Source organism: Xanthomonas sp. WHRI 6106, assembly GCF_040202405.1.
Lineage (GTDB): Bacteria > Pseudomonadota > Gammaproteobacteria > Xanthomonadales > Xanthomonadaceae > Xanthomonas > Xanthomonas cannabis.
Window position 1 is genome coordinate 41,623 of record NZ_JBEGFC010000001.1, and the last position, 22,677, is coordinate 64,299.

A 22,677-nucleotide genomic window follows, 5' to 3' on the forward strand; every position below is an offset into this window, starting at 1 on the left:
CCGAATCCCAATCTCCACTCCCGTCCCATCAAGATTCGGCTCTGCTGGTCGATGAGACGGAGGCCTGATCGGCGTCATCGGCTTGTGCAGGATGTGCGCTGGATCCAGCGAGCGCAACGTTCATGTTGCGCTGCAATGACAGTTCGACTAAGAAGTCAGTGCAGCTCGCTTCGCGCCATCCGCCCGCCCATCGCTCCAGGAGATGCCCCATGAAGCAGACCCCGCTCGCCTGTTGTCTGTCGTTGCTGTTGTTGTCTGTCGCGCCGCTGGCACAGGCACAGGAGGAAGACGCGCCTGCCTCGCCACTCAGCGGGACCTTTGCGGTGACCAGCGACTACCTGTTCCGCGGTATCTCGCAGACCAACGAAGACCCGGCGTTCCAGGCCGGGCTGACCTACAAGTTGCCGTATGGCTTTTACGTCGGCACCTGGGGTTCGAATGTCGACTACGGCGCGGGTGATCCGAATTGGGAGGTGGACGGCTTCGTCGGCTACAACACCGACCTGAGCGCCAACTTCAACCTGGATGTGATGGTGAACCGCTATCAGTACCTGGGCGCGGGCGCGTCCAACTACGCCGAGCTGATCACCAAGACCACATTCCTGAAAACCTACAGCCTGACCCTTGCCTACACCAACGATCTGTACGGCACCGACACGGACGGCTACTACTACGCGCTGGATGCCAATTGGGCATTGCCGCACAACTTCACCATTGGCGCCCATGCCGGGCACAGCATCTACACCGCCGCACTCAGCAAGGTGGACCACGACTACAACGATTTCGGCGTCAACGTGGGCAAGACCTTCGGCCCGCTGGGCCTGACCGTGGGCTATTACGACACCAGCGAAGCGGCCGAATTCGGTTTTGGCCGGCAGAATTCGCAGAACCATCTGGTGGCGACGGCGACAGTCACTTGGCCGTGATGGCGATGGACTAAGCAGCGGCTCTGACGCGTCGGCTGCGAAGGGGATAGGCGGCAAGAGCGGCCGCGTGGATTCTTCGCCGCCTGTTTAAACGACGCTTTGCTTTAATCTTGCTTGTTTTGTTTTGGCGTGATTGCATCGTGCGGATCGATTGCTTGTAGAGCGGTTGATCTGTGTCTTGGCTGCAGGGCCCTTGCCCGCCCACCATCGCGGGACACGCTGCAAGTACGTCCATGTAGCTCCTTGGCGGCATCCATGCCGCCAAGGGTCCCGCGACGGTGGGCGGGCAAGGACCAGTGGAGATGGTCGTTGCGCAGAGTTTTTCAACAAGCACCAGTAAATCATCTGATGCGGGTTTCGTTCTTCAATGAAGCCACCAGCAAAGTGGCGGCAGCGGTGTTTCGTTATTCAATCGAGCAACCAAGCCGTCTGACGCGCTGTTTCGTTTTTCAATAAAGTAACCAGCCAACTGTCTGGTGCGGTGTCCTCGCCGCTGGCGGCATGGATGCCGCCAGCGAGCCGCTATGGACGGGTTAACGGCGTGTCCCGCGGGCGGTGAGGGCACCGCGCACTCGACCGACTGAGCTTTGTCTGCCTCGCCGACGTCGCGTGTCTTGAAGCGCTCGCCTGCACCCAAGGACCACTCGCTGCGTTTTCAAGCACTTCTGAAGACCGAAATACAAAAGGCGCCTCGCGGCGCCTTTTGCGTATCTGCACCATTAGCCAATCAATTCCAGCTCAACACAACCTTGCCGGCCTTGCCTTCTTCCATCAGGTCGAAGCCTTTCTGGAAATCGTCGATCGGCAACTGATGGGTCAGCACCTTGTGCAGCGGGAAACCCGACAGCACCAGCTGCGTCATCTTGTACCAGGTCTCGTACATCTTGCGGCCGTAGATGCCCTGCACGGTGAGACCCTTGAAGATGATCTTGTCCCAGTCGCAACCGGCGCCGCGCGGCATGATGCCGAGCATGGCGATCTTGCCGCCGTGATACATGCAGTCGAGCATGTCGTTGAACGCGCGCGGGTTGCCGCTCATTTCCAGGCCCACGTCGAAGCCTTCCATGTGCAGGTCGGCCATGACGTCCTTGAGCGAGGTCTTGGAGACGTTGACCACGCGCGTGGCGCCCATGTCGGCGGCCAGCTTGAGGCGGAAATCGTTGACGTCGGTGACCACCACGTTGCGCGCACCGATGTGCTTGCAGATGCCGGCGGCAATGATGCCGATCGGGCCGGCGCCGGTGATCAGCACGTCTTCGCCGATGACATCGAATTCCAGCGCGCAATGCGCGGCATTGCCGTAGGGGTCGAAGAACGCGGCCAGCTCGGACGGGATCTGGTCCGGAATCGGCCACAGGTTGGACGCGGGCATCACCATGTATTCGGCGAAGGCGCCGTTGACGTTGACGCCGATGCCGACCGTGTTCGGGCACAGGTGCGGGCGCCCGCCGCGGCAGTTGCGGCAGTGACCGCAGACGATGTGGCCTTCGGCCGAGACGCGCTGGCCCACCTGGTAACCGGTGACCGCCGAACCGAGCTCGGCCACGCGGCCGACGAACTCATGGCCGATGGTCAGGCCGGGGGTGATGGTGCGCTGGCTCCACTCGTCCCACAGGTAGATATGCAGATCGGTACCGCAAATGGCGGTCTTTTCCAGCTTGATTAATACCTCGTTGGGGCCTGGCGTCGGCACGGGAACCTGTTCCAGCCAGATGCCTTTGTTTGCTTCGCGCTTGACCAGCGCCTTCATCGTCTGCGCCATCTGGCGGGGCCTGCTGAGTGAAAGATAAGCCGCTGATTATATGCGGGGGCCAGGCGGATGCATGTGGCGGTGCAGGAGCAATGGTCCCGGCGCAGTCCGGGTCGGGTGGTGGTGGTTATGAGTGGGGGGCAGACAGGATGCGTCTGTTGCCAGGCGGTTGCCCCCATCCGCCCTTCGGGCACCTTCCCCCGCAGGCGGGGGAAGGGCAGGGAAGTCGAGCGACAGAGAAGTCGAGGTACAAGGAAGTCGAGGTACAAGGAAGTCCAGCGACAGGGAAGTCGGCAAGCAGGGACGTCGATAAGGAGGGAGGCCGCTGTGCAAGACCGGCCACGCTTGGGGGAGGCAAAGGAAAAGCGGAGAAGGCAAAAAGTAGATGAGGCCGAGAACGGCAAGGAAGACAGAAAGCAGGTGAGGCGAGATACGATAAGTCGAGCAAGCGCGAAGCTATGGGGAACAGGCGCTGCGGACCGGCTTGAGGCGTCAAGACGCCGCCGGCCGGCCTTCTCCCGCGCGCGGGAGAAGGTGGCGCGTAGCGCCGGATGAGGGCGCTTTCAGGCGCTGCAGCGCTACTTAAAACTTCACATCCAGGCTCATGAAGTACTGCCGTGGCGCACCCACCACCATGGTCTGGTTGTAGCCGTCCGGATCGGAGGCGACGTAGCCGTTGGTGCCGGTGCTGGCGAAGTAGCGCTTGTCGGTGAGGTTGGTGATGTTGAGGGCGAGCGCGACATTCTCGACCGGGCCGACGCGGCCGAAGTCGTAGCGTGCGCCGGCATTGAACAGCCAGTACGACGGCACCTGTGAGTCGTTGAGGAAGGTGATGTAGCGCTTGTCGACATACTTGCCGTCCAGGTCCAGGCGCAGGTTGCCGAGCTGGTAGCTGGCGCTGGAGGAGAACATCAGCGCCGGAATGCCGACCACGTCCTTGCCGGAGGTGGCGACCACGCCGTTGTTGAGGTAATCGTCCTGATAGCGCGAGCGGTTCCAAGACAGCGAGTTCAACCAGCTCAGGCCTTCGACCGGGCGCCACATCAGGGCCAGATCCGCACCGGTGCTGTGTACCGCACCGACATTGCTCAGGATCGAGGCGCAGGTCTGCACCGCGGTGCACGGCGAGGTGGTCAACAGGCGGTTGGAGAACTTGGTGAAGTAGGCATCGGCCGAAAGCTGGAACTGCTCGTCCTGCAGGCGGTAACCCATCTGCACGGTTTGCGATTCTTCCGGCTCCAACGTGGAGCGGCTGCGGTCGAAGGCGGCCTGCGAGGTGGCGAACGGAGTGAAACCGAAGGCGGCGATGTTCTTGCTGTAGGACGCGTAGATGTCCTGGCGCTCGTCGAGTTTGTAGTTCACGCCCACCTGCGGCAGGAAGTTGTCTTCGGCACGGATGCGGCCCTGCGCCAGTGCGGTGGTCGGCACCAGCGATTGCGCGCGTGTGGTGGTGTCCAGCGCCTTTGCGCCGTAGTTCAGCGTCAGCCGGTCATCGAGCAGGCGCACGGTGTCCTGCAGGTACAGCATGCGGGTCTGGGTGGTGTAGCGTTGTTGGAAATCGCGGCGGAACGGGGTCTGTGCCTCAAGGACGTTGTACAGCGAGGTATAGCCCTCGTTGCCGAGCGCGAAGTAATTGCGGCCCTGCGTGGTGCGCGCGTTTTCCGCCCATGCACCGACTTCCAGATCGTGATTGCCCCACGACCACTTCAAGGCGCTGGTGCCGCCAAAACGGTCCAGGCCATAATCGGTGGTACGCATCGACACCGGAACCTGCGCCGAGGTGGCCACGTACGGCGTCACCCATTGCCCTTCGCCACGATTGGCGTGGTAGTAGCCGGTGGCATCGAGCGTTGCGCCACCGAACACGAAGGTGCCGGACAGGCCGGCAAGATTGTCGCGACGCAGGCCGCCGCCGGCGTAGTAGCTGGCATCGAGCCAGCTGTAATCGCTCGGCAGCCCGGCCAGCGATTGCGGGTAACCGTTGGCCACGCCGCTGGTGGCGCCGGTGTTTTGATACGCACGCGCCATCTGCACGGCGGTGGCCCAGTCCGGCTGCAGATAGTCGTAGTCCCAGCCCAGTGCGCGCTGGCTGGTCAACGACAGATCCATGTAGTCGTATTCCTTGCGCCGCGAGGTATCCACGAACAGGCTCAGGCGGTTGCCGTCGCCCCACTGGTACACGGTCTTGAGGTTGGCCTGTTCGGAGGTCTGGTCGCCGAAGCCCTTCCACTTGTCGGTGCTGGCATTGGCGTAGGACAGGTACGCCGACAAGCCGTTGCGGTCGCCGGTGTCGGCGCGCACGAAGGTGCGGCGCGTCGCATCGCTGCCCATCGTCTGCACCAACCGCGCGCCGGGCGTGGTCTGCGGATCGGCCGAATAGAACTGCATGGTGCCGCCGAGATTGGTATTGGAGGCGGTGCCGAGCGCGCCGGCGCCTTGCGCGATTTCCACCGAGCCAAGGTTTTCCGAAATGATGGCGCGGGTGATGTGCAGGCCGTTGGTGACGCCGTAACTCATGTTGCCCAGCGGGATGCCGTCGAGCGTGTAGCCCAGACGGCTCTGATCGAAGCCGTGCAGGGTGACCTGCGTGGACCACTCGTAGGTGCCGAACGGGTCGGCGGACTGGAACTGCACGCCGGGCAGTTTTTCGACGGCCTTGAAGGCGCTGCTGCCCGGTGTGAGTTGTTCGATGTCCTGGCGGCTGATGCGCTGCACCTGCCGCGTGCTGCCCTGCGAGACCACGTTGATGGCGTCCAGCTGCGTTGCATTGCCTGTGGCATCGGCCGGTGTTGCCGGTGCGTCGGCCACGCTGGTCACCGGGTCGGCGGCCTGCGCCATGACGGGAAGCAGCGCGGCCAGGGCGAGCGCCAGCGGAGTGACATCAAAACGACGAGCGGAAGTCATGGGGGAATCCTGTTCGAGCACGGCTGAGGGCGGACGCGCGGTGCAACACCGGCGTTTCGCGACGCAGGGTGTCAACGGCTCATGAAACATTGATGACGGTGGCTGTCGCAAAACTGTCGTGCTCGCCCGCTATACACGTGTTCTGCAGCCGCATCGCGTGCTGCATTGCACGGGCTTCGTTAGGATTTTGGTCATGACGTCATCTGCTTCGCGCCGCGATTTCCTCAAGCGGGTTGCTGCACTCACTGCGGCCGGGGCGCTGCCTTCGTCGATCGGGCGCGCGCTGGCGCTGCCGGCCAATTCGCGCACCGGCACGTTGCGCGACATCGAGCATGTGGTGATCCTGATGCAGGAAAATCGCTCGTTCGATCATTATTTCGGCGCACTGCGCGGCGTGCGCGGATTCGGCGACCCGCATGCGTTGCAACTGCGCGACGGCAACCCGGTCTGGAGCCAGCCTGCGGCCGATGGACGGCGCCTGTTGCCGTTCGCGTTCGATTCGCAAACCACCTGCGCGCCGCTGATCAAGAGCCTGGACCACTCCTGGAAAGCCGGCCACGGACAGGACCCGGCACGCTGGGCCGAATACGACGCCTGGGTGCCGTACAAGGGCGAGCTGACGATGGGCTATTTCCAGCGTCAGGACATCCCGTACTACCACGCGCTCGCCGACGCCTTTACCATCTGCGATGGCTATTTCTGCTCGATGCACGGGCCGACCAATCCCAACCGCATGTACCTGTTCACCGGCACCAGCGGCCTGAGCGTGGGCGACCTGCGCGCACAAGTGGCCGACAACGCCGACGATGGCAACTGGACCGCCGACATGGCGCGCGACAAACCCGGTTACGCGGCGATGGGCTGGACCACCTATGCGCAGCGGTTGCAGGCCGCCGGCATCGATTGGCGCGTGTATCAGGAATACGACAACTTCGGCTGCAACTCGCTGGCGTATTTTGCGCACTACCGGGGGCTCGATCGCGCCGACGAGCGCTATCGGCGCGCACGTGCCTGCGTGCCTGGGTCCACCGCAGAAAACGCAGCACACACCCAGGCCGATCACCTGATTGCGGCCGTTGCAGACGATGTGCAGGCCAATCGCCTGCCGCAGGTGTCGTGGATCATTCCGCCCACCGCGTATTGCGAACATCCCGAAGCACCGCCGGCCTATGGCGAATCGCTGGTGGCGCGTTTGATCGATGCGCTGACCTCCAATCCGGAGGTCTGGGCCAAGACTGCATTGATCATCAACTACGACGAGAACGATGGCTTCTTCGATCATGTGCCGGCACCGCTGCCGGCGCTGGACGCACGCATGGGGCGCAGCAATGTCGATGTGCGCGGCGAGTCGTACAACGGTGTGCCGGTCGGCCTGGGCATCCGCGTGCCGATGTTGGTGATCTCGCCTTGGACGCGGGGCGGCTGGGTCAATTCGCAGGTGTTCGACCACACCTCGGTGCTGCGCCTGCTGGAGCGTCGCTTCGGTGTGGCCGAGCCGAATATCAGCCCATGGCGTCGTGCGGTCAGCGGCGATCTCACCAGCGTGTTCGACTTCCGCAAGCCGGACGATTCGGCGCTGAGCGCCTTGCCCTCCATCGACGACTACCGTGCGCGCATGGCTGCGGTCCGCAACAAGCCGCTGCCGGCGCCACCGGCCACGGCGCGCATGCCGCGCCAGGAGCCGGGGCAACGTCCGGCACGCGCGTTGCCCTACGCCCTGCAGGTGCATGCGCGCGAACACGCGGGCGAAGCGCTGCAGCTACAGTTCGTCAACACCGGCACCGCGGCGGCGGCCTTCAATGTCTACAGTGGCGCCGCCAGCGGCGGGCCCTGGTATTACACCGTGTTGCCGGGCACGCAGCTCGACGACGTGCCGGTGGGCGCTGCACCCGATGGCGCGTATGCCTTGCGCGTGCACGGGCCCAATGGATTCCTGCGCGAGTTTGCCGGCGTTGCGCGGCCCGCATCGGCGCAGCAGGCAGCGCCGTGGCTGGAAGCGCGGCAGGAGGGCGATGCGCTGGTGCTGGAGATCGGCAATGCCGGGCAACAGGCCTGCACGCTGCAACTGCGCGCGCTGGACCACGGCGACCCCCGTCCACGCTCGCTGCAGCTGGCCGGTGGCCAGCGCCAGACCATCCATCTGGCGCTGGCGGCAAGCGATCACTGGTACGACGTGGTGGTGGAGCAACCGGGTGCGGCATTTCGCCGCCGGCTGGCAGGGCATCTGGAAACCGGCCGGCCCAGTCGCAGCGATCCGGCATTGGGACGCGCCTGAGCGGAGGCCTGCCGCTGCGTGCATCCGCGGGCGTGGCGTGCACGCCGTTCACCACGCGGGGTGGTTTGGCCGCCAAAGGCACCTGGCGCCGCCCCGCTCGACGCGCCCAAGCCGTCGCTGACGGCGATCAGGGCCAAGCGCTGCCGGTTCGAAGACACGCGCCTGGGCTCGGTGCCGGTCAACTTCGTGTCGGAGATGGACATCAGTGGCGGCAACGCCGGCGTGCCGGTAATGGATGCGCAGGGCAGTTGGTCGGTCTGGGGTTCGACGGCAACGGGAGTCGGTCAGCAGCGACTGGACCTCCGACCCGGCGATGACCCGCTCGACCGCTGCACAAAGCGATCTGCGCTGGATCATGACCGCGGTGGCGCCCGCATTGCAGGTACCGAAGGCGCCGGGTGTGCGCTGGGTCGGCCGGGCAGGGGGCGGGGAGCGGTTATGATGCGGTCCGGTTTCGCCGCAGCGAGCCGCCCCTCCCCAAGGAACTCTCAGCGCATGCGCATCCTGCTTGCTCGTCACGGCGAGACGCCGTGGAACGCCGAAGGCCGTTACCAGGGCCAGATCGATATCCCGCTGTCGCCGGTGGGCGAAGGGCAGGCACGTGCGCTGGGCGAACGGCTGCACACGCTGCAGATCGACCGCGCAGTGGCCTCGCCGCTGTCGCGCGCGCAGGCTACCGCCAAGGCTGCGTTGGGTGCATCGCGCGAAAGCCTGCTGCAGACCGATGCCGACCTGCAGGAAATCGCCCATGGCGAGTGGGAAGGCCTGCTGGCCAGCGAGATCAACGACAAGGATCCCGCCCGCCTGCGCGCCTGGCGCGAAGAGCCGGACACCGTGCTGATGCCGGGCGGCGAATCGTTGCGTCAGGTGCTGGACCGCAGCTGGCGCGGCCTGGCGCGTGCCGCCGATGGGCTGGGTGCCGACGACACCTTGCTGGTGGTTGCGCACGATGCGGTCAATCGCGTGATCCTGTGCAAGATCCTCGGCCTGCCGCTGTCCAAGCTGTGGAGCTTCCGCCAGGCGCCCACCACGCTCAACCTGCTCGAAGGCGACGACGTCGATCATCTCGAAGTGGTCCGTTTGAACGACTGCGCCCACCACACGCCGTTTTTCGGCGAGGCCAAGCATCGGGCGTTGTAAGACGACCTAGGCAAGGCGCCAGGGCACGCAATGACGCGTCACACCGTCGCAATCCGCAGCCGGCCGAACGCCGTTCGTTACACGCTGTTTGCGAGTGCGATCGTTGTTGGTGCTCGGGGCGTTTTCCGATTTCATTCCCGCACCGTTTCTATCCGGACAACGCTGGGTCGCACCGATGTGGCTGCTGGGTGCTGGATTGACGGCGTTTGTTGTCGTGCAGGCGTACCGCGGCGGTGGATGGAAGGCGGTCATCGGCAAGCACGTGGTCACTACAATTTGGTGGTCTGTCTCGCGCCGCCGTACTGGGTTTTTTGTGTTGGCTGGTGCTGGCCAGAGGTGGGCCTTGGGTCTACACGCGCATCGCCGGTGTTGAGTTTGAAGAAGTGCATGTCATGCAGACCGCCTATGTGCGCACTGCGCGGACCTGCAAATACCGGTTGAGTGGCGGGCCGCTCGCGCATCGGTTTCCAGGCCATCTGTGCATCGACGAAGCACTGTACCGACGTCATCCGGAGCAGCAGATGCCGGTGCGGTTGCGTGGTCAACGGTCTGCGCTGGGCATGCGTATTGCGGTGGTCGCTGAAGACGCTTGACTGTGTGCGTGGCGGCGTTCGCCAATGTGCTGGTCGATCTCGTGTCACTTCGTTTGACGAAGCAATCGCGATGTCTTGAGCAGCCCTGCGGTGTGCGTTGCACAAGTACAAACGGCGATAATGTGAGCCTCTTCCGTGCAACCCTTGCCATGAACGCCACCGACTCTCTCTCCGACTGGCTCGCCTACATCGAGCAGCAGCATCCCAGCGCCATCGACATGGGCCTGGAGCGCGTGCGCGAGGTTGCGGCGCGCCTGCAGATCGAAGCGCCCGCCAGGCACGTCATTGTCGTGGGCGGTACCAACGGCAAGGGCTCGACGGTTGCCTTCATCGAGGCGATCGGGCGCGCGGCCGGCTGGAAGGTCGGCGCCTACACCTCGCCGCATCTGCTGCGCTACAACGAACGCGTGCGCATCGACGGCAATGAGGCCAGCGACGCGCAGCTGGTCGAAGCGTTTGCTGCGGTCGAGGCGGTGCGCGGTGATACCACGCTAACCTATTTCGAATACGGCACGCTCGCCGCGCTGTGGCTGTTTCAGCAGTCCGCGCTGGAGTTGGCGGTGCTGGAAATCGGCCTGGGTGGGCGCCTGGATGCGGTCAACATCGTCGATTCGGACGTGGCGGTGATCACCACCGTGGATATCGACCACACCGACTGGCTGGGCGAGGATCGCGAAGCGATCGGCACCGAGAAGGCCGGCATCATCCGCGCCTGGAAACCGGTGGTGCTGGGCGAAATCGACCCGCCTTCCAGCGTGCTGCGGCGCGCTTACCAACTGGGTGCCAACGCCATCCGCGCCGGCAGCGATTACTTCTTCGAGCCGATCGACGCCCGGCAATGGCGTTGGCGCGATGTGGCCGTGACCCTGGAGCTGCCGATGCCGGCCCTGCTGGCGCCGGTGCAGCTGGCCAATGCCGCGGCCGCCATCGCGGCGCTGCAGGTGCTGCCGGTGGAGGTGCCCGCAGCGGCCTGGGCGCAGGGCATGACCGATGCGCAGGTGGTGGGGCGCCTGCAGCGCATGGACGTCGCCGGCGTGGAGGTGCTGCTGGATGTGGGGCACAACCCGCAGGCTGCACGCGCGCTGGGTCAGGCACTGGCTGCGCAGCCGATCGCCGGCGTCACCCATGCCGTCTATGCCGGGCTGGCGGACAAGGATGCGGTGGGCGTAGTGGAGGCAGTGGCGGGGCAGGTGGATCGCTGGACGCTGGCGGGACTGCAAGGTGCCCGCGCCCAATCGGCTCAGGCCCTGCAGCAGCGTCTGCAGGGCACGGCCGCGGCCCAGGCGGCGTGTCATGCCGATGTTGCGCATGCGCTACGCGCGGTGCTGGCCGCCGCCCGGCCCGGCGACCGTGTATTGGTCTTTGGCTCCTTTCTTACCGTTGCCGACGCGCTAACCGCACTTCGTTCAGCCCACTAGGGTCGGCGGGGTGGCGCCGGCCTTATAATCGCCGCGGCACCCCGCCACGCCGCCTTTAGCTCTCTTCTGTGGACACTGCTCTGAAACAGCGACTGATTGGCGCCATCGTTCTGGTGGCACTTGCCGTGATTTTCCTTCCGATGCTGGTCAAGGGCCCCGCGCCATCCAGCGGCGTGGCCGACGTCCCGCTCGAAGCGCCTGCCGCGCCCGGCAATGGCGAATTCGAAACCCGTGAATTGCCGCTGGTCACTCCGGGCAATGCACCGGCTGGTGGCGCCTTGGGTATGGCGGGTGCCCCCAGCGCGCCTGCAGCGGTGCAGGACAACCCGGATGCCGCCGATCTGGCCAACCCCTCCAGCGCGCCGTCGGCGCCAGAAGTGGCGGCCGGCAACTACGCGGTGAATTTTGGCGCGTATGCCACCAGCGCCGATGCCGATGCGGTGATTGCGCGGCTCAAGCAGGCGAACTTGCCTGGCTTCAGCGAGAAGACCCAGATCGGTGGCCGCCCCGCCTGGCGCGTGCGCGTGGGGCCGTATGCCGATCAGGCCCAGGCCGAATCGGCCCGCCTGCAGGCAGTGAAGGTGCGCAGCGACGTCAATGCGCAGGTGGTGACGCTGGACGCGAATGCCGCCGCACCGGCACCGGTCGCGACGCCGACGCCCGCGCCGACTGCAAAACCGAGCAGCAGCGTGGCCGCTGCCAGCGCGCCGGCTGCGCCAAAGACCGAGAGCCTTCCGCCGGAACCGGCCAAGCCGGTCGCAGCGGCACCCAAGCCGGCCGAAGCGCCCAAGCCGACACCCGCCCAGCCAGATGTTGCCAAGGCAGCGCCGGCCAAGCCAGAACCTGCCAAGCCCGAAGTTGCCAAGCCGGTTGCCGCTGCGCCGACCGCGCCGCCAGCACCTGCCGCGAGCGGCGTCGGGTTTGCCGTGCAGCTGGGCGCATTCGGGCGCGCCGAAGATGCCGACGCCCTGCGCGACCGCGTGCGCGCCGCCGGCTTCAGCGCCTTCGTCGAACAGGTTCGTACCGACAAGGGCGCGCTCAACCGCGTGCGTGTCGGGCCAGTGGCCAATCGCGGCGATGCCGAGCAGTTGCGTGCGCAGGTCGCCGCCAAGGTCGGCATTTCCGGCATGGTGCGCCCGCATCCATAAACGCCTGCGCCGGCCGCAAGCAAGCGCGGCCGCTGCGTGTGTGGCAGCCGCTCGTACACTGCACGGCTGGCGCACCGCCATGTGTCCGCTAGCTGCCCGCATTGCGCTGCCGGCTGCGGCTGGATTTTTGAACGCCTCGCACCCACGGAGGGGAGGGCAATGACGACCGAGCCAGAATGCAGTAACGGCGCGCGCGCCGCGCGGAGACCTCGCCAATGATCGACATGGTGCTGGGCGTCATCATTGTGGTGTCGGCGTTGCTGGGCCTGCTGCGCGGCTTCGTCGCCATCGTGGTCGGCACCTTGTCGTGGCTGCTGGCCGGCTGGGCCACCTTTCTGTTCGGCGGCGCGGCGGCGCGCTGGCTGGCCGATGGCAAGCATCCCTCGGCCACCGAGTCGTTCGGTGGCTACGCCATGGTGTTTGTCGGCGTGCTGATCAGCGTGGCGGTGATCGGCATGCTGATCCGCGCCGGCGTGGACGCGGTCAAGCTTGGCGGCACCGACCGCATGCTCGGCTTCGGCCTGGGCGTGGTGCGCGGCGCGTTCTTGGCCAGCGTGCTGGTGCTGCTGATGGGCTTCACCCCGCTGCCGCGGGAGCCGTCCTGGCGCCAGTCAGTGCTGCTGCCCATGCTCCAGCCCGGTGCGGGCTGGATGCGCGCGCAGCTGCCGGCCTGGCGGATGCCATCGATGGAGATGCCATCGATGGAACTCGGCAACTTGCCAACGGAGTTGGGGAAGTTGCCCTCGGCAGGCGATAATACGGACCTGGGCAAGGCACTTGGCGGTTCCGGCCTGGGCGACACCATCACGCGTGCGCTTGGCAAACCCGGCAAAGCTGCCAGCGACGGACGTGATCCGACGCAGGCGATGCCGGCCAATATCGATCCGGCGCAGGTTCGCGGCGGAGAAAGCGACCCGGCTCGGGTCGAATCCCAAGGCCAGGCACGGCCACCTTCACAGTAACGGCGCAAGCCGAAGCGGAGAACGCGCACCATGTGTGGCATCGTCGGTATTGTCGGCAACCAGAACGTCGCCGGGCAGCTGTATGACGGCCTGACCGTCCTGCAGCATCGTGGGCAGGACGCCGCAGGCATCGCCACCGCAGACGGCACGCGCCTGCGCGTGCAAAAAGCCAATGGCCTGGTGCGCGACGTCTTCGACGAAAAGAAGATGGCGGTGCTCGAAGGCCGCGTCGGCATCGCGCACTGCCGCTACCCGACCGCCGGTTCGGAAGGCATGGACGAGGCGCAGCCGTTCTACGTCAACTCGCCCTACGGCATCGCGTTGGCGCACAACGGCAACCTGATCAACACCGAGGCCTTGCGCCAGCAGGTGTTCGAAGCCGACCGCCGCAACATCAACACCGATTCGGACAGCGAAGTGCTGCTGAACGTGTTCGCCTACGAGCTGGACGCGCAGCGCATGCTCACCCCCGAAGCGGCAATCCGCGCGGTGGCCGGTGTGCACCGCCGCTGCAAGGGCGGCTACGCGGTAGTCAGCGTGGTACTGGGCCTGGGCCTGGTGGCGTTCCGCGACCCGCACGGCATCCGTCCGCTGGTGCTGGGCAAGCGCGAGCACGCCGAAGGCACCGAATACATCGTGTCCTCCGAATCGGCCGCGCTGGACATCCTGGGCTATCAGCGCGTGCGCGACGTGCGCCCGGGCGAAGCGCTGGTGATCACCGCGCGTGGCGAGCTGTTCTCGGAAGTGTGCGCGTCGCCGACCAACAACGCGCCGTGCATTTTCGAATACGTGTATTTCGCGCGTCCCGATTCGATGATCGACAATATCTCGGTGCACAAGGCGCGCATGCGCATGGGCCTGAAGCTGGGCGAAAAGATCCTGCGCCTGCGTCCGGACCACGACATCGACACCATCATTCCGATCCCGGATACCTCGCGCGATGTGGCGCTGGAAATGTCCAACGTGCTCGGCGTGAAATACCGCGAGGGCTTCGTCAAGAACCGTTACGTGGGCCGCACCTTCATCATGCCGGGGCAGGGCGAACGGCAGAAGTCGGTGCGTCGCAAGCTCAATCCGATCCATCTGGAATTCCGCAACCGCGTTGTGCTGCTGGTGGACGATTCCATCGTGCGCGGCACCACCAGCCGGCAGATCGTGCAGATGGCGCGCGACGCTGGCGCACGCAAGGTGTACCTGGCCTCGGCCGCGCCGCCGGTGCGTTACCCCAACATCTACGGCATCGACATGCCGGCGGCAGAAGAGCTCATTGCGCATGGCCGCAGCGAGCTGGAAATCCAGGAATTCCTCGGCTGCGACTGGCTGATCTACCAGGATCTGGAAGACCTGGAAGTGGCCGTGCGCGAAGGCAATCCGGAGATCAAGCAGTTCGATTCCTCGTGCTTCAACGGCGAGTACATCACCGGCATCGAGCCGGGCTATTTCGAACGCATCCAGCAGCTGCGCTCGGACGATGCCAAGAAGCGTCGTCGCGCCTGAGTCACCGCGGTGGCGCGGCCGACTGGCCGCGCTGATGCTGCCGGCAAGCTGTGCAAGGCAGGACGCCTGCGGGCGCTTGCGGGCGTGCTGGGTGGCTGCTGCAAGCGGTCACTCGTGGCCGACGGCATGAGCATCGGTTCGTTCGAACGCATCGATCTGTTCGCTGCTGCGCGCCTGTGCCTGGACAAGGCCGACCCGCTGCAGAAAGTTGCACTGACCCAGCAGTACGCCGCGGCCTTTCGCGCAGGCCATCTCATGATCGATTCGGCGGCGCCTGCGCCCGAACCGATCCGCATGCCGGGGCGGCCGCCAACACCAATCCTGGTGCATCCACGCGAGCTGCCGCGACGCGGATTGGGAACACCGGAAGGGCGCGCCGCGTTCATCCATGCCATCGCCCATATCGAGCTCAATGCCATCGATCTGGCCTGGGATGCGGTGTATCGCTTTCGCGGGCTACCGGAGGGGTTCTATGCCGACTGGGTGGCAGTTGCCGACGACGAATCGCGCCACTTCATGCTGCTGCGCGCGCGCCTGCAGGCGCATGCCCACGACTATGGCGACTTTGCCGCGCATAACGGCTTGTGGGAAATGTGCGAGAAAACCGCGCACGACGGCCTGGCACGCATGGCCCTGGTGCCACGCGTGCTCGAAGCGCGTGGCCTGGACGTGACACCGGCGATGATCGTCAAGCTGCGCTCGCTCGGCGATGCGGCAACCGCCGACGTGCTGGACATCATCCTGCGCGAAGAAGTGGCCCATGTCGCGGCCGGCTCGCGGTGGTACCGCTGGTATTGCGAACAGGCCGGCGTCGAGCCGCGTGCGCGCTTCAAGGCCCTGTTGCGCGAGTACGCCGGCGGCTACCTGCATGGGCCGTTCAATATCCAGGCGCGGTTGCTCGCCGGGTTCGATGAGGATGAACTGGCCGATCTGGTGGAGCAGGCCGGCTGATCGCTGCGCCGATGCGCGCACGAGACGGTGTGGCATGCGTGCCGACACCGCGCCGCCGAGCGCGTAAACCGATCAGCCAGTGTCGCTGTCATTTGGTTTGACCGAACGCCAAGCGGTGCGCTGATCGTACCGGTCTGCCGTTGTCCCGCACTGCGCATGGCCCAACGCAACGCCCCCAGCATGCAGCGGGGCAGCGTGCTGCCCAGATTCTGCACGTGTCCTCGCCGCTGCGTTCCCCCGGTGCCGCGACTCGCACCGGACTGTGCGCTGGTTCCTTCCATGTCGCCGCCGGAATCGCATCCAGTCATCGGCAAACATCACAAAACTGTAATTTTCCTTTGTAACAACTTGCAATCTGTCCTTTGTGGCGCGCCCTAATGACGTCCCGGGGACAGGGGCCCGGTGTTTCGCATCCGTTACTTCCATGTCTTAGGAGAGAGAGACGATGAAGTCGAAGTCGATGTGCACCACGCTGGGCCTGGTGGCCATGTGCCTGGCCGGGTCGGCCGCCGCTGCCGGCAAGCCGCTGTACCAGACCGGCCCGGCGCTCAGCCGCAGCGCCACTGCCACCGCTGCAGCCGAACCTGCGCTGCAACGCCTGCTGACCGCCCCGTCCACTGCCAACGCACAGGTGGTCCAGCTCGACGCCGGCGCGGTGACCGCGACGGAAAAACTGCTGGAACTGCAGCTGGACGGCCAGACCATCACCGCCACCCAAGCCAAGGTGGATGCGCTGGAAGGCGGCGACAGCGTCTGGTATGGCAACCTCGGCCCGCGTGCCGGCACCCGCGCGCGCACGTTGTCGGGTGTGGACCCGTTGAACTCGGCCATCCTGGTGCGTAGCGGCGACACCGTCACCGGCACCATCCGCTACGCCGGCAAGCTGTATCGCCTGCGTCCGCTCGCCGATGGCCGCCACGTGCTGGTGCAGGTGGACGAGCAGCGCATGCCGCAGGAGCATCCGGCCGAATACAGCCTGCTGCCGCGCTTCGACATGCCCGGCGACGGACGCGTCACCGCCGCCGCCGCATCGTCCGGCAGCCCGGCCACCATCCGCGTGCTGGTGGTCGCCACCAACAAGGCGGTCACCGCCTATGGCGGCAACATGCAATCGCTGGTGCAGCTGGCGGTGGCCGAGGCCAACCAGGGCTACATCAACAGCAACGTGGGCATCACCTTGCAACTGGCGCGCTACGAGACCACCAGCTACACCGAAACCGGCAACTTCACCACCGACCTGCAGCGCTTCCGCGTCACCAACGACGGCTACATGGACAGCATCCACACCAGCCGCAACACCTACACCGCGGATGTGGGCGTGATCGTGCTGGACAACAGTAGCTACTGCGGACTGGCGTCGGGGATCGGCTCGACCGCCGCAAGCGCCTTCGCCTCGGTGTACTGGGATTGCGCCACCGGCTACTACAGCTTCGCGCATGAAATCGGGCATCTGCAGAGTGCGCGCCACGATGCCACCAACGACCCGAGCACCTCGCCCTATGCGTACGGCCATGGCTACCGCTACGGCAACAGCTGGCGCACCATCATGGCCTACGACTGCACCAGCGGCTGCCCGCGGTTGAACTACTGGTCCAACCCCAACATCAGCTACAACGGCGTGCCGATGGGCAATGCCAGCACCGCCGACAATCAGCGCGTGCTGGTCAACACCAAGGCCACGATCGCCGGCTTCCGCTGATCCTGCTGCGCGTTCCACACGGTCCGGCACCGGCAGGTGCCGGGCCAATGCGCTACACCCGGGCACGGCGATCGCGCAGACTAGACGCACCGCCGGCCGCTGCCGGCCACGTCCTGTCGAGCGGAGCCCTCATGTCCACCTTCCTGCGTTATGCGCTGCTGTGTCTGGTCGCACTAGCCGCTGCCGGCTGCCGCCAGCAACCGGCCGAGCCCGCCGCCACCGCACCCACGCCCACCGTGGAAGCCCCGGCGCCGGCGACCGCCAACGATGCCCGGGCCCGCGCCCTGCATGTGCTCGAAGCGCGGCTGCAGAGCGACCACGCCTACCCGGACAACTGCATCAGCATCATCGACGAAGACGGCGATGTGCCGTCCACGGACGCCTTCGACTTCGCGGTGCGCGAGCGCCACGGCGACGGCTGCCCGGGCGACCCGCAGACCAGCCCGATGCGTGACCGCTTCCGCGTCCAGGCCGATGGCACATTGCTCTGGTACGACGTGGTCAATGCCGATTTCGTCGACTACGCCGAGCGTGCACGTAGCACGCAATGATGTCGTGCACTCGAATGCTCGCGTCTCCATCGCCGAGCCGGGCGGGTTGAACAGCGTATAGCGCGCCGAACGCCTGATGCCTGCGCGCGCTGTCGCCGCGCCGCGTGGACTACAGCGCCAGCTGCTCCAGTGACACGCCATCGGCATCCACGCGCAGCACCGAACCTTGTTCGTACCAGTCGCCCAGCACGATGCGCGTGCAGGTCTGCCCGCCGGCCTGCAGCGTGTGGATCGCGGGACGGTGGGTGTGCCCGTGAATCATTCGATCCAGTCCGTAGCGGACAAAGGTGGCCTCCACCTCGGCCGGCGACACGTCGGTGACCGTCTCAAAGCGCGACTGGTCGCCTTGTTTGAGTTCGGCATGGCGTGCCTGGCTGGCTGCACGTGCCTGCTGCGCGAATGCCACGCGCGCGGCCAATGGCTGGGCCAGGAACTGCGACTGGAACACCGGGTCGCGCGTCTGCGCGCGGAACGCCTGGTAGGCGGTGTCGTCGGTGCACAGCAGGTCGCCATGCATCAACAGCGTCGTATGGCCGTACAGATCGATCACGGTGGGGTCGGGCAGGATGCGGAAGCCCGCGCGCCGCGCGTAGGTGTCGCCGACCAGGAAATCGCGATTGCCCGCCATGAAGAACACCGGCACGCCGGCGTCGGCCACCGCATGCAGTGCCACCGCGACCGCATCGGCAGCGGTGGAGGGCGTGTCATCGCCGATCCAGGCCTCGAACAGATCGCCCAGGATGTACAGCGCGTCGCTGCCGGGCACCTGCGTGCGCAGAAAGTCCAAAAACAGCTCGGTGATTGCCGGCCGGGCCGGGTCCAGATGCAGGTCGGAAATGAACAGGGTCGTCATTGCGCCATTGTACGGCGGCAGGACGGGGCGGGAATGGGGAAAGGGGAATCGGAATCGGGAAGCGGAGAAGCGGGAAGCGGGAAGCGGGAAGCGGAGAATCGTTTCGGCTGCGCAGCGATTGGTGTGCGAACGATTCTTGCAACTACGCCGGATGCTGGCGATCGCCGTCAGAAATCCTGCAGTCGTACGCGCGGTGGGACATACGCTTGGGTGGGCAACTTTGCGTCAGGTCACCGCATACCTTCAGCGCAAGATCCCCTCTCCCTGCGGGAGAGGGGTAGGGGTGAGGGTACGGGGCGAAGCCACGCGCTGAAGTCGCAATTGCTGCGTCGCGGCCTTTTCGACTTGTGCGAAACACCAATCGACGGCAAATGAATGAGGCTTCGCACGAACCCTCATCCTCCCCTGCGGGAGCACCTTCTCCCCCCACAAAGGAGGACATGTCCCGGCGGGAGAAGGCCGCGGCGAAGAGGCCTTGCTGCTTACTTGGCGCCGTCCTGGTGACTGTCCGTTTGCCCTGCCGCTTACCTGTCAGCAAGCCGCCCTCACGCAAACCGCCAGCGCTTACCCCAACACCGCCGGCAGCCCCCACAACGACAGACTTGCCAGCAGCACGCCGATCGCCGTGGCCGCCAGCACATCGCTGGGGTAGTGCAAGCCCAGCACCACCCGCGACAGCGCCACGCCGGCCGAAAACGGCACCAGCAGCGGGGCAAGCCACGGGTAGTACGCCAGTGCCACGATGCTGAAGGACACCGCGTGCAAGGTATGGCCGGACGGAAAACTGAACTCGTCCAGCGGCGCCACCCACGCGCGGATGCGCACATCGGCCGCGTAGGGGCGCGGGCGTCGGGTCCAGCGCTTGAGCGCCTTGTACAGCGTCAATGCCAGCACGCCGGTGGCGGCCATATGCGCCGAGGCGCGAACCCCGTCCATGCCGTCGAGCACCACCAGCAGGCCCATCAGGCTGTACCAGAACACGCCATCGCCCAGACGGCTGATGGTGGCGAAGGCGCGCCGTACCGGGTGGCGCCGGCACCAGTGATTGGCGCGCCTGCACCAGCGCGCTTCATGGCCGCGCAAGACCTCAAGCCGCGTTGACGACATAACGCCCCCGTGCCGCGGTGATGCCCAGCAACAAGGCTTCGAAATCGGACACCACGTTGTCCGGATGCAGGCGTTTCATTGCCTGTGCTGCGGCCATACCCAGGCGTTGGCGCAGTGCGTCGTCCTGGGTCAGCGCAACCGCGGCCTGGATGAATGCATCGTCGGAGTCCACCGCTGCGCCGTTCTGGCCGCTGCGCAGATATTCGCGTGCGGCACCGTAGTCGAAGGCGACCGTCGCCACGCCGCTGGCCATCGCTTCCAGCGTCACGTTGCCGAAGGTCTCGCTGCGGCTGGGAAACAGAAACAGGTCGCCGCTGGCGAAGTGGCGCGCCAGTGCCTCGCCGCGCTGGATGCCGCAGAAGATGAAGTCGGGGTGCTCCTGCGCGATCTTATCGCGCGCCGGGCCATCGCCCACCCAGACGAAGCGCGCCTTGGGGCGGGTCCGTTGCAGCGTGCGAAATGCCAGGATCGCCAACGGCAGATTCTTTTCGTTGGCGATGCGCCCGACATAGATCGCCGCAAAGCCGTCGCTATCGATGCCCCATTCGGTGCGCAGCGCGGGATCGCGACGGCGCGGATCGAACTGCTGGCTGTCCACGGCGCGCGCCAGCAGCTGCACGCGTGCAAAGCCGTCGTTGCGCAGAAACTGCAGCAGCTCGCGAGTGGGCACCAGCGTGGCATCGGCCTGGTTGTGGAACCGCCGCATCCAGCGCAATGCGGTGCCCTGCAGCCAGGCCGCGCCGTAGTCGGGCAGGTATTCGTCAAAGCGGGTGTGGAAGCCCGAAGCGACCGGAATGCCCAGCCGGCGTGCCGCACGCATCGCCGACCAGCCCAACGGGCCTTCCGTGGCCACGTAGATCGCATCCGGTTGCGTCGTGCGCCAATGGCGAATGAGGCGATGCGTGGCCGGCAGGCCGAATTTCAATCCCGGGTAGCGCGGCAGCGACGCGCCCCGCACCAGCAGCGCTGCGCTCGGTACGGTGTCGGCGCTCTGGCGTGGACGTACCACATCCACCTGGTGTCCGCGTGCGCGCAGACCGGTTTCTAGTCCGTGCACGGTCAGTGCAACACCGTTGACCTCGGGGGGATAGGTTTCGGTAACGATCGCATAGCGCATGCCGTTCTCCCGTTTTCGCTAGCTTCGGGCAAGGCGATGGCATTGGTGTTGCGCCGATAAGACGTGGCGGTGACAAGCGCGACGGGAGTGGGAATTCGGGATTGGGGATTCGCAGGAGCGGGCTGTGCAAATGTCAGAAAGCCCGCAACACATGGTCTGCCGGGATCAACAAATCCCCAATCCCGAATCCCCAAATCCCGCCTGAGGCCGAAGGCCTCAGGTCACAAACGGTTTGAACGCAATCCCCAGGCCGGCCATGCTTTCGACTTCGCCGATCAGGTCGGCACGCAGCAGCGGGCGCGAGTCGATCCAGCTTTGCGCCAGGATCAACGACAGCCGCGTGTCGTCGGCGGTGAGTTCCAGGGTCGGAATCGGGTCCGACTCGTGCGCGCGGTGCAGCAACACCGCCAGCCGCAGCAGCGCGGCCTTGCGGCGGGTGGGCAGCAGCAGGCGGTCGGGCAGGGCCTCGAACGCGGTCTTGGGCACGTTGCGTCGATGCGTGCGCACCAGCGACGCCAGCACCTGCTGCTCCTGCCGGGAAAACCCGGCGATATCCGAGTGTTCCAGAATGTAGCTGCCGTGCACGTGGTACTGGCTGTGCGCAATGATCAGCCCCAGCTCGTGCAGGCGTGCGGCGCGGCGCAGCACCTGCGCATCGTCGCCGTCCAGTTGCCAGGATTCGCAGACCTGGTCGAACAGCCGGCAGGCAGTGGCTTCCACGCGCTGCGCCTGGACTTCATCGATGCCATAGCGCTGCACCAGCGAGGCCACCGAGCTGTCGCGCGGGTCGTTTTCGCCGCCGCGGCCGAGCATGTCGTACAGGATGCCTTCGCGCATCGCTGCCTTGCTGACCATCAGCTTCTCCAGCCCCAAAGCCTGAAACGCGGCTTCCAGCACCAGGATGCCGCCGGCGATGATGGGGCGGCGCTCGGCGGCAAGGCCGGGCAACTGGATGTCTTCGATGCGTTTGGCCTTGAGCAGTTCATCGCGCAGCGCCGGCAACGCCTGCGCCGTGATCGCGCCCTTGGTCAGCTTCATCGCCGCGCAGATCTCGCCGATGGCCTTGTGCGTGCCGGATGAGCCGATCGCCTCATGCCAGCCCAGCGCCTTGTACTGGCCGGCAAACTGCTGGAACTCGGCGCCGATCTCGGTCAGCGCATCCTTCCATTTCTTCTTCGATAATTTGCCGCCGGGGAAAAACCGCCGCGTACTGGCAATGCAACCGGCCTGCAGACTTTCGCGTTCCAGCGTCTGGAAGCCGCGGCCGATGATGAACTCGGTCGAGCCGCCGCCGATGTCGATCACCAACCGGCGTTGGTCGGGCTTGGGCGGCTGCGCATGCGCCACGCCCAGGTAGATCAGGCGCGCTTCCTCGCGCCCGCTGACCACTTCGATCGCATGGCCCAGCGCGGTCTCCGCCGGCATCAGGAAGGCCTGCGGCGAGCGCAGCTGACGCACCGTGTTGGTCGCCAGCGCACGCACGCGCAGCGAAGGAACTTCGCGGATGCGTTGACCGAAACGTGCCAAGCATTCGAGCGCGCGCTGGCGCGCCTCGTTGGACAGGCCACCCTTGCCATCCAGGCCGTCGGCCATGCGCACGGTCTCGCGCAGGCGGTCGACGACGCGCAGCTGACCCATCAGGTAGCGCGCAATGACCATGTGGAAACTGTTGGAGCCTAGGTCGATGGCGGCGAGAAAATCGCCATCGCGCAGGGGCGGAATCGTGGGGGAGGGCATTGGCATGGCCGCATGGTAGCCGATGGGCCGTTGGCCACGTGAGAGGCCA

General features: G+C 65.8%; 17 protein-coding genes and 1 pseudogene. 12 read left to right on the plus strand and 6 right to left on the minus strand.

Features of this window, described 5'->3' with window-relative positions:
• Positions 1-209: 209 nt before the first annotated feature.
• Complete coding sequence (locus ABQZ09_RS00260; protein ID WP_349775815.1) at positions 210-926, plus strand: TorF family putative porin; 717 nt, start codon at positions 210-212, stop codon at positions 924-926.
• A 727-nt stretch (positions 927-1,653) separates the two neighbouring features.
• Here ABQZ09_RS00260 and tdh read toward each other — a convergent pair.
• Positions 1,654-2,688, minus strand: a complete 1,035-nt coding sequence (gene tdh, locus ABQZ09_RS00265) for an L-threonine 3-dehydrogenase (protein ID WP_179455019.1) — start codon at positions 2,686-2,688, stop codon at positions 1,654-1,656.
• A 570-nt stretch (positions 2,689-3,258) separates the two neighbouring features.
• Positions 3,259-5,670, minus strand: coding sequence for a TonB-dependent receptor (locus tag ABQZ09_RS00270; protein WP_349775816.1), 2,412 nt, complete (start codon positions 5,668-5,670; stop codon positions 3,259-3,261).
• Positions 5,671-5,773: 103 nt separating this feature from the next.
• On the opposite strand from ABQZ09_RS00270, the gene ABQZ09_RS00275 reads away from it, so the two are divergent.
• The 11 genes and pseudogenes from ABQZ09_RS00275 to ABQZ09_RS00325 all read left to right on the plus strand — a co-directional run bounded on the left by ABQZ09_RS00275 (position 5,774) and on the right by ABQZ09_RS00325 (position 17,814).
• Entirely contained in the window at positions 5,774-7,855 is a 2,082-nt protein-coding gene (locus tag ABQZ09_RS00275; RefSeq protein WP_349775817.1) for a phosphocholine-specific phospholipase C, read from the plus strand.
• 29 nt (positions 7,856-7,884) lie between these two features.
• Positions 7,885-8,297 (plus strand): annotated as a pseudogene (locus ABQZ09_RS00280) (S46 family peptidase); the annotation flags it as partial.
• 53 nt (positions 8,298-8,350) lie between these two features.
• The gene (locus ABQZ09_RS00285; RefSeq protein WP_039412210.1) at positions 8,351-8,995 is read left to right on the plus strand and encodes a histidine phosphatase family protein; all 645 of its coding nucleotides are present in this window, start codon (positions 8,351-8,353) and stop codon (positions 8,993-8,995) included.
• A 311-nt stretch (positions 8,996-9,306) separates the two neighbouring features.
• Positions 9,307-9,588 carry a hypothetical protein gene (locus tag ABQZ09_RS00290; RefSeq protein ID WP_349775818.1) on the plus strand — a complete coding sequence of 94 codons (282 nt, stop codon included), beginning with the start codon at positions 9,307-9,309 and terminating at the stop codon, positions 9,586-9,588.
• A 149-nt stretch (positions 9,589-9,737) separates the two neighbouring features.
• Positions 9,738-11,006: a bifunctional tetrahydrofolate synthase/dihydrofolate synthase gene (gene folC / locus ABQZ09_RS00295; RefSeq protein WP_184552639.1), complete on the plus strand. Its 1,269-nt coding sequence runs from the start codon at positions 9,738-9,740 to the stop codon at positions 11,004-11,006.
• Between the two features lie 68 nt (positions 11,007-11,074).
• Positions 11,075-12,154, plus strand: a complete 1,080-nt coding sequence (locus ABQZ09_RS00300; RefSeq protein ID WP_184552637.1) for an SPOR domain-containing protein — start codon at positions 11,075-11,077, stop codon at positions 12,152-12,154.
• A 215-nt stretch (positions 12,155-12,369) separates the two neighbouring features.
• Positions 12,370-13,116 carry a CvpA family protein gene (locus tag ABQZ09_RS00305; protein WP_184552635.1) on the plus strand — a complete coding sequence of 249 codons (747 nt, stop codon included), beginning with the start codon at positions 12,370-12,372 and terminating at the stop codon, positions 13,114-13,116.
• Between the two features lie 30 nt (positions 13,117-13,146).
• On the plus strand, positions 13,147-14,613 hold the full coding sequence (gene purF, locus ABQZ09_RS00310) for an amidophosphoribosyltransferase (protein WP_039412221.1): 1,467 nt from the start codon (positions 13,147-13,149) through the stop codon (positions 14,611-14,613).
• Between the two features lie 126 nt (positions 14,614-14,739).
• Positions 14,740-15,564 (plus strand): ferritin-like domain-containing protein, encoded by an 825-nt coding sequence (locus tag ABQZ09_RS00315; protein WP_349775819.1) that lies wholly within the window; start codon positions 14,740-14,742, stop codon positions 15,562-15,564.
• A gap of 445 nt (positions 15,565-16,009) precedes the next feature.
• The gene (locus ABQZ09_RS00320; protein ID WP_184552631.1) at positions 16,010-17,263 is read left to right on the plus strand and encodes a zinc-dependent metalloprotease; all 1,254 of its coding nucleotides are present in this window, start codon (positions 16,010-16,012) and stop codon (positions 17,261-17,263) included.
• 131 nt (positions 17,264-17,394) lie between these two features.
• Complete coding sequence (locus tag ABQZ09_RS00325) at positions 17,395-17,814, plus strand: hypothetical protein (RefSeq protein WP_349775820.1); 420 nt, start codon at positions 17,395-17,397, stop codon at positions 17,812-17,814.
• A gap of 109 nt (positions 17,815-17,923) precedes the next feature.
• Here ABQZ09_RS00325 and lpxH read toward each other — a convergent pair whose 3' ends face one another.
• From lpxH to ppx, 4 genes are all read right to left on the minus strand, one after another.
• A complete protein-coding gene (gene lpxH, locus ABQZ09_RS00330) occupies positions 17,924-18,667 on the minus strand; it encodes a UDP-2,3-diacylglucosamine diphosphatase (RefSeq protein WP_349775821.1) in 744 nt (247 codons plus the stop codon).
• Between the two features lie 564 nt (positions 18,668-19,231).
• Positions 19,232-19,774 carry a phosphatase PAP2 family protein gene (locus ABQZ09_RS00335; RefSeq protein ID WP_184386751.1) on the minus strand — a complete coding sequence of 181 codons (543 nt, stop codon included), beginning with the start codon at positions 19,772-19,774 and terminating at the stop codon, positions 19,232-19,234.
• Positions 19,755-20,891: a glycosyltransferase family 4 protein gene (locus tag ABQZ09_RS00340; RefSeq protein WP_349775822.1), complete on the minus strand. Its 1,137-nt coding sequence runs from the start codon at positions 20,889-20,891 to the stop codon at positions 19,755-19,757. The genes ABQZ09_RS00335 and ABQZ09_RS00340 overlap by 20 nt, the downstream gene beginning before the upstream one ends.
• 216 nt (positions 20,892-21,107) lie before the next feature.
• The gene (gene ppx / locus ABQZ09_RS00345; RefSeq protein WP_349776095.1) at positions 21,108-22,628 is read right to left on the minus strand and encodes an exopolyphosphatase; all 1,521 of its coding nucleotides are present in this window, start codon (positions 22,626-22,628) and stop codon (positions 21,108-21,110) included.
• Positions 22,629-22,677 lie beyond the last annotated feature (49 nt).

Excerpts from the sequence above, each read along its gene's own strand:
- ABQZ09_RS00260 (WP_349775815.1), top strand. The coding sequence starts at position 210 with ATGAAGCAGACCCCGCTCGCCTGTTGTCTGTCGTTGCTGTTGTTGTCT.
- tdh (WP_179455019.1), bottom strand. The coding sequence starts at position 2,688 with ATGGCGCAGACGATGAAGGCGCTGGTCAAGCGCGAAGCAAACAAAGGC.
- ABQZ09_RS00270 (WP_349775816.1), bottom strand. The coding sequence starts at position 5,670 with ATGTTTCATGAGCCGTTGACACCCTGCGTCGCGAAACGCCGGTGTTGC.
- ABQZ09_RS00275 (WP_349775817.1), top strand. The coding sequence starts at position 5,774 with ATGACGTCATCTGCTTCGCGCCGCGATTTCCTCAAGCGGGTTGCTGCA.
- ABQZ09_RS00285 (WP_039412210.1), top strand. The coding sequence starts at position 8,351 with ATGCGCATCCTGCTTGCTCGTCACGGCGAGACGCCGTGGAACGCCGAA.
- folC (WP_184552639.1), top strand. The coding sequence starts at position 9,738 with ATGAACGCCACCGACTCTCTCTCCGACTGGCTCGCCTACATCGAGCAG.
- ABQZ09_RS00305 (WP_184552635.1), top strand. The coding sequence starts at position 12,370 with ATGATCGACATGGTGCTGGGCGTCATCATTGTGGTGTCGGCGTTGCTG.
- purF (WP_039412221.1), top strand. The coding sequence starts at position 13,147 with ATGTGTGGCATCGTCGGTATTGTCGGCAACCAGAACGTCGCCGGGCAG.
- ABQZ09_RS00315 (WP_349775819.1), top strand. The coding sequence starts at position 14,740 with ATGAGCATCGGTTCGTTCGAACGCATCGATCTGTTCGCTGCTGCGCGC.
- ABQZ09_RS00320 (WP_184552631.1), top strand. The coding sequence starts at position 16,010 with ATGAAGTCGAAGTCGATGTGCACCACGCTGGGCCTGGTGGCCATGTGC.
- ABQZ09_RS00325 (WP_349775820.1), top strand. The coding sequence starts at position 17,395 with ATGTCCACCTTCCTGCGTTATGCGCTGCTGTGTCTGGTCGCACTAGCC.
- lpxH (WP_349775821.1), bottom strand. The coding sequence starts at position 18,667 with ATGACGACCCTGTTCATTTCCGACCTGCATCTGGACCCGGCCCGGCCG.
- ABQZ09_RS00335 (WP_184386751.1), bottom strand. The coding sequence starts at position 19,774 with ATGTCGTCAACGCGGCTTGAGGTCTTGCGCGGCCATGAAGCGCGCTGG.
- ABQZ09_RS00340 (WP_349775822.1), bottom strand. The coding sequence starts at position 20,891 with ATGCGCTATGCGATCGTTACCGAAACCTATCCCCCCGAGGTCAACGGT.
- ppx (WP_349776095.1), bottom strand. The coding sequence starts at position 22,628 with ATGCCCTCCCCCACGATTCCGCCCCTGCGCGATGGCGATTTTCTCGCC.